Annotated in this window: 6 protein-coding genes; 3 read left to right on the plus strand and 3 right to left on the minus strand. The window is 70.7% G+C overall.

The window, feature by feature from the left end:
• A partial coding sequence (locus tag VF536_RS13935) for a hypothetical protein (RefSeq protein ID WP_331615453.1) occupies positions 1 to 213 on the plus strand: 213 nt, incomplete at its 5' end.
• Here VF536_RS13935 and VF536_RS13940 read toward each other — a convergent pair.
• Positions 186 to 569, minus strand: coding sequence for a toxin co-regulated pilus biosynthesis Q family protein (locus tag VF536_RS13940; protein ID WP_331615454.1), 384 nt, complete (start codon positions 567 to 569; stop codon positions 186 to 188). The genes VF536_RS13935 and VF536_RS13940 overlap by 28 nt on opposite strands.
• A gap of 11 nt (positions 570 to 580) precedes the next feature.
• Positions 581 to 1246 (minus strand): hypothetical protein, encoded by a 666-nt coding sequence (locus VF536_RS13945; RefSeq protein WP_331615455.1) that lies wholly within the window; start codon positions 1244 to 1246, stop codon positions 581 to 583.
• A gap of 85 nt (positions 1247 to 1331) precedes the next feature.
• On the opposite strand from VF536_RS13945, the gene ligA reads away from it, so the two are divergent.
• Entirely contained in the window at positions 1332 to 3479 is a 2148-nt protein-coding gene (gene ligA / locus VF536_RS13950; protein ID WP_414710371.1) for an NAD-dependent DNA ligase LigA, read from the plus strand.
• 4 nt (positions 3480 to 3483) lie between these two features.
• Here the strand turns inward: ligA and VF536_RS13955 are convergent, their stop codons facing one another.
• A complete protein-coding gene (locus VF536_RS13955; RefSeq protein ID WP_331615456.1) occupies positions 3484 to 4761 on the minus strand; it encodes an MFS transporter in 1278 nt (425 codons plus the stop codon).
• A 157-nt stretch (positions 4762 to 4918) separates the two neighbouring features.
• Here VF536_RS13955 and VF536_RS13960 point away from each other — a divergent pair.
• A partial coding sequence (locus tag VF536_RS13960; protein WP_331615457.1) for a TetR/AcrR family transcriptional regulator occupies positions 4919 to 5133 on the plus strand: 215 nt, incomplete at its 3' end.

Genomic DNA, 5133 nt, shown 5'->3' on the forward strand with positions numbered 1-5133 from the left:
GACGGGCTCGCGCAGGCGGGACTGCAGCGCCGCGGCGCGATCGGACAAGTCCTCATGGACCTGCTCGGTCTGGTGCGCCGCCGGGACGGCGCAGCCGCCGAGGGCGACACATGCCGAGACCCGGGCCGCGACCCGGGCCGCCATCCAGGCGAGGGTCGCGAGGCGCTGCGGGACGGCGGCGCTCCTCACTGGCGCGCTCCGTCGGGCAGATAACGGCCGACGCGCACCACGCGGGTTTCCGCCTGGATGCGGGCCTGCAGCGGAAAGTCGGTGTCGCGCAGCGCGGCCATCGCCTGGTTCAGCGCGTCCAGGAAATTGCCGCGCAGCGTCACTTCGGCGTCGATGGGAAAGTCCCGCTCGACCTCCCAGACCAGTTGCCAGCCCGCTTCGCGCGTCCATCGCTGGAGCGCCTGGTGGACGGTGCCGTCGGCGCGCTGGAAGGTCCAGGCGGCCGGGGCTTCGGCCGCCAGGGCCTGCCAGGCGATCGACGGCGTGTCGGCATCGGCCGGGCCGACGCCGAGCAGGGCCAGGGCGGCCGCCATCGCGGCCATGCGTGGGGAGGGGAACATGCCGTGTCCGATCACAGGGCCATCAGCACATGGATGGTCACGGCCTTGCCGGCATCGCCGGCCCCCGCCGCCTTGACGCACTGCTCGGCCAGCGCGCCGATGTCGATCGGCGCGTCCTTGCCCGGCACCCGCAGCATGTCGCCGGCGGCCGGCATCGCCGCGGGCGATGCGCCGGTCGCATCGATCCACAGGCCTTCTCCGAGCATCGCCAGGCCGCGTGCGACACCGGCGCATTGATCGGCCGGGATGGCCGCGTAGGTGAGCGAAAAGGCGCGCCCCCGTTTCAGCGTCTCGAAGTCGTCGGCGAGGCCCTTGGCAAAGATCGGGCCGCCGAACGGATGGGTCGCCTGCGCGTTGGCGCCCGAGCCCGTGATCATCTCCCTGGGGAAGGCACCCATGGCGATCGCGGTGGCCGTGTCCAGGCTGGCGAAGTCCCCGTCGCCGGAAGCGCCGAGACCGCCGAGGCTGACCTTGATCTGGGGCGCCTGGCGCAGCAGCGCCGAGCGGTCCATCTGGGCGTTCAGGCTGCGCATGCCGATCAGCACGCCGACCATGAACACGATGATCACGCCCACGCCGATGAGCAGCTCCAGCAGGGTGACACCGCGTTGCGGCCCCAGGCCGATGCGGCGGGCCCTGGGACGGCGGTGGACGGACGCGGACGCGTTGGCATTCATGGGAACAGGCTTTCCTTCTGAGGGGGGGACAGGGGTGCCGGCTGTGACCGGCGGCGGCTCAGTGGGGGTGGGCCACTAGGCGCGCATGACTCCCTCGAGGTCCTCTCCCGTGCCGACTTCCGCGCCGACCACCGTGCCGACATCCGCGACTGCGCCCGCGTCTTCCCTCACCGCCGAGCAGGCCGCCGCGCGCGCCGCCGGACTCCGTGAGCTGCTCCATCACCACGCCCACCTGTACTACGTGCTGGACACGCCGTCGCTGCCCGACGCCGAGTACGACAAGCTGTTCCAGGAACTCCAGGCGATCGAGGCCGCGTTCCCGGCGCTGCTGACGCCGGACTCGCCGACGCAGCGCGTGGGCGGGCAGGTGCTGGACGGCTTCGAGCCGGTGAAGCACGTGGTGCCGATGTTGTCGATCCGCACCGAGACCGACACCGAGGCCAGCGGCGCCGAGAACTTCGACGCCCGCGTGCGTCGCGAGCTGGACCTGGGTGAGCAGGCCGCGCCGGTCGAGTACGCGGCCGAGCTCAAGTTCGACGGCCTGGCGATCAGCCTGCGCTACGAGCGCGGCGTGCTGGTGCAGGCGGCCACGCGCGGCAACGGCGAGACCGGCGAGGACGTGACGCAGAACGTGCGCACGATCCAGCAGATCCCGTTGAAGCTCACGGGCGAGGGCGCGAAGGCGGCGGTGCTGGAAGTGCGCGGCGAGGCCTACATGCGCCGCGACGATTTCGAGGCGCTCAACGAGCGCCAGCGCGCCGCCAACGAGAAGACCTTCGTCAACCCGCGGAACACGGCCGCGGGCGCGATCCGGCAGCTGGATCCGGCGCTGGTGCGGCAGCGCCCGCTCAGTTTCTTCGCCTACGGCATCGGCGAGACGCAGGGCTGGGACATCCCCGCCACGCACGGCGCGATGCTGGATGCGCTGCAGAGCTACGGCCTGCCGGTCAACGAGGACCGCGCCGTGGTGCGCGGCGCCGAGGGGCTGGTGGCCTTCCATCGCGGTGTCGGCGAGAAGCGCGACGCGCTGCCCTTCGACATCGACGGCGTGGTCTACAAGGTCAACAGCCGCGAGCTGCAGCGGCGGCTGGGTTTCGTCTCGCGCGAGCCGCGCTGGGCGGTGGCGCACAAGTACCCGGCGCAGGAGCAGGTCACCCGGCTCGACCGCATCGAGATCCAGGTCGGCCGCACCGGCAAGCTGACGCCGGTGGCGAAGCTGGACCCGGTCTTCGTCGGCGGCACGACGGTCAGCAACGCGACGCTGCACAACCTCTTCGAGATGCGCCGCAAGGGCATCCGCGTCGGCGACCAGGTCATCATCCGGCGCGCCGGGGACGTGATCCCGGAGGTGGTCGGCAAGGTCGATTCGAAGCGCGCGGGCTACGTGGCCAACTTCCGCATGCCCAGGCACTGCCCGATCTGCGGCAGCGACGTCGTGCGCGAGAAGGGCGGCATCGACCACCGCTGCAGCGGCGGCATCTTCTGCCCGGCGCAGCGCAAGCAGGCGCTGCTGCACTTCGCCGGCCGGCGCGCGATGGACATCGAGGGGCTGGGCGACAAGCTGGTGGACCAGCTCGTCGACGGCGGCATCGTCATCAGCCTGCCGGGGCTCTACAAGCTCGGCGTGGCCAAGCTCACCGCGCTGGAACGCATGGGGGACCGGAGCGCGCTGAACCTGGTCGACGCGCTCGACAAGAGCAAGCACACGACGATGGCGCGATTCCTCTTCGCGCTCGGCATCCGGCAGGTGGGCGAGACCACGGCCAAGGACCTGGCCAAGCACTTCGGCAACCTGGACGCGCTGATGAGCGCGACCGAGGAGCAACTGCTCGCGGTCAAGGACGTCGGGCCGATCGTGGCGAAGAGCATCGCGGCGTTCTTCGCCGAGGCGCACAACCGCGAGGTCGTCGAGCAGTTGATGGCCGCGGGCGTCTCATTCCCGCAATCGGAAGGCGCGGCCGCCGCGCCGGCCGGGCCGCAGCCGCTGGCGGGCAAGACGCTGGTGCTGACCGGCACGCTGCCGACGCTGTCGCGCGACGAGGCCAAGGAACTGATCGAGGCCGCCGGCGGCAAGGTCAGCGGCTCGGTGTCGAAGAAGACCAGCTACGTGATCGCGGGCGAGGAGGCGGGCTCCAAGCTCGACAAGGCGCGCGAGCTGGGCGTCACCGTCCTCGACGAAGAAGGCCTTCAAGCGCTGCTGGCGGCTCCGCCGGACGCGATCGCCGCCGAGTGAGCGATCAGGCGGTGGCGGTCTTGCGACGGATCACCATCGCCATGACCGCCGCCAGCAGGCAGGCCGCGCCAGCGACGTACAGCGCCGGGGAATAGCTCAGCAGCAGGCTGCGGCTCAAGCCCGCGCCGTACGCCGCCACCGCCGCGCCGATCTGGTGGCCCGCGAAGATCCAGCCGAACACCATCCCCACCTTCGCCGCGCCGAAGCGCTCGGCCGTCAGGCGCACCGTCGGCGGCACGGTCGCGATCCAGTCCAGGCCGTAGAACACCGCGAACAGCGACAGCCCGTACAGCGTGAACTCCGCATTCGGTAGCCACAGCAGCGACAGCCCGCGCAGCGCGTAGTACCAGCACAGCAGCTTGCGGGTGTCGTAGCGGTCGCTGAGCCAGCCCGACAGGATGGTGCCGATGAAGTCGAAGATCCCCATCATCGCCAGCACCGAGGCCGCCGGCACCGCCGCCAGGCCGTAGTCGCCGCACAGCGAGATGAAGTGGGTCTGCACCAGGCCGTTGGTCGACAGCCCGCAGATGAAGAAGGTGCCGAACAGCAGCCAGAAGGTCGGCTGGCTCGAGGCCTCGCGCAGCGCGGTGAACGGCGTGAGCCAGGTCACCTTGGCCGCGGGCGCGGCCGCCGCCGCAGCAGCGGCGGGGTCGGCGCCGTACGGGGCGAGGCCCACGTCGGACGGCCGGTCGCGCATGAACAGCAGCACCAGGCTCATCACCGCCAGGCACAGCACGGCCAGCGGCAGCAGCGGCGCACGCCAGCCCCAGCGCTCGATCATCCAGGCGGCGATGGGCAGGCAGATCAACTGGCCGGTCGCGGCGCTCGCGGTCAGGATGCCCATGATCAGGCCCTTGCGCGTCGCGAACCAGCGGTTGGACACGATGGCGCCGAGCACCAGCGCGGTCATGCCGCTGCCCAGCCCTAGCACCACGCCCCACAGCACGACCAGGTGCCACAGCTGCGTGACGAGCCCCGCCAGCAGCATGCCGCCGCCGACCAGCCCCAGCGCCACGCTGACCACGGCGCGCACGCCGAAGCGCTCCATCAGCACCGCCGCGAAAGGCCCCATCAGCCCGAACAGCGCGAAGCGCAAGGCCAGCGCCGACGAGATCTGGCTGGTGGACCAGCCGAACTCCTGCGCCAGGGGCTGCAGCATCGCGCCGGGCAGGCCCAGCGCGGCCGACATGAACAACATCGTCAGGAAGGTCAGCCCGGCGATCACCCAGCTGAAGTGGAGACCCTGGTGGGTCATGCGGCGGGACAGGGCGGCGGCAAGCATGCGGGAGGATCCTTCCAGGGGTGCTTGTTTTAATGATGGCCGACATCGTATCGGCAATCCCGATGTCCGCTGCAGATTTGATGATGCCCCTACTCAAAATCGTGACATCGCGCCGCCGTCGGAACTTGCAGGCGGGATTCCTACAATGGTGCTCATCATGAAAGTCACCAAAGAGCAATCCGCCGCCAACCGCAAGGCGCTGGTGGACGCGGCGTCCAAGCTGTACCGTGAGCGCGGCGTGTCGGGCGTCGGGTTGGCGGAGATCTCCCGCGAGGCCGGCTTCACGCACGGCGGCTTCTACGGACGCTTCGCGTCGAAGGAGGAGCTCGCGGCCGAGGCCTGCGAGGTGGCTTTCGAAGGCTCGCTGGATCG

The organism is Roseateles sp. (assembly GCF_036486225.1).
GTDB lineage: Bacteria > Pseudomonadota > Gammaproteobacteria > Burkholderiales > Burkholderiaceae_C > Roseateles.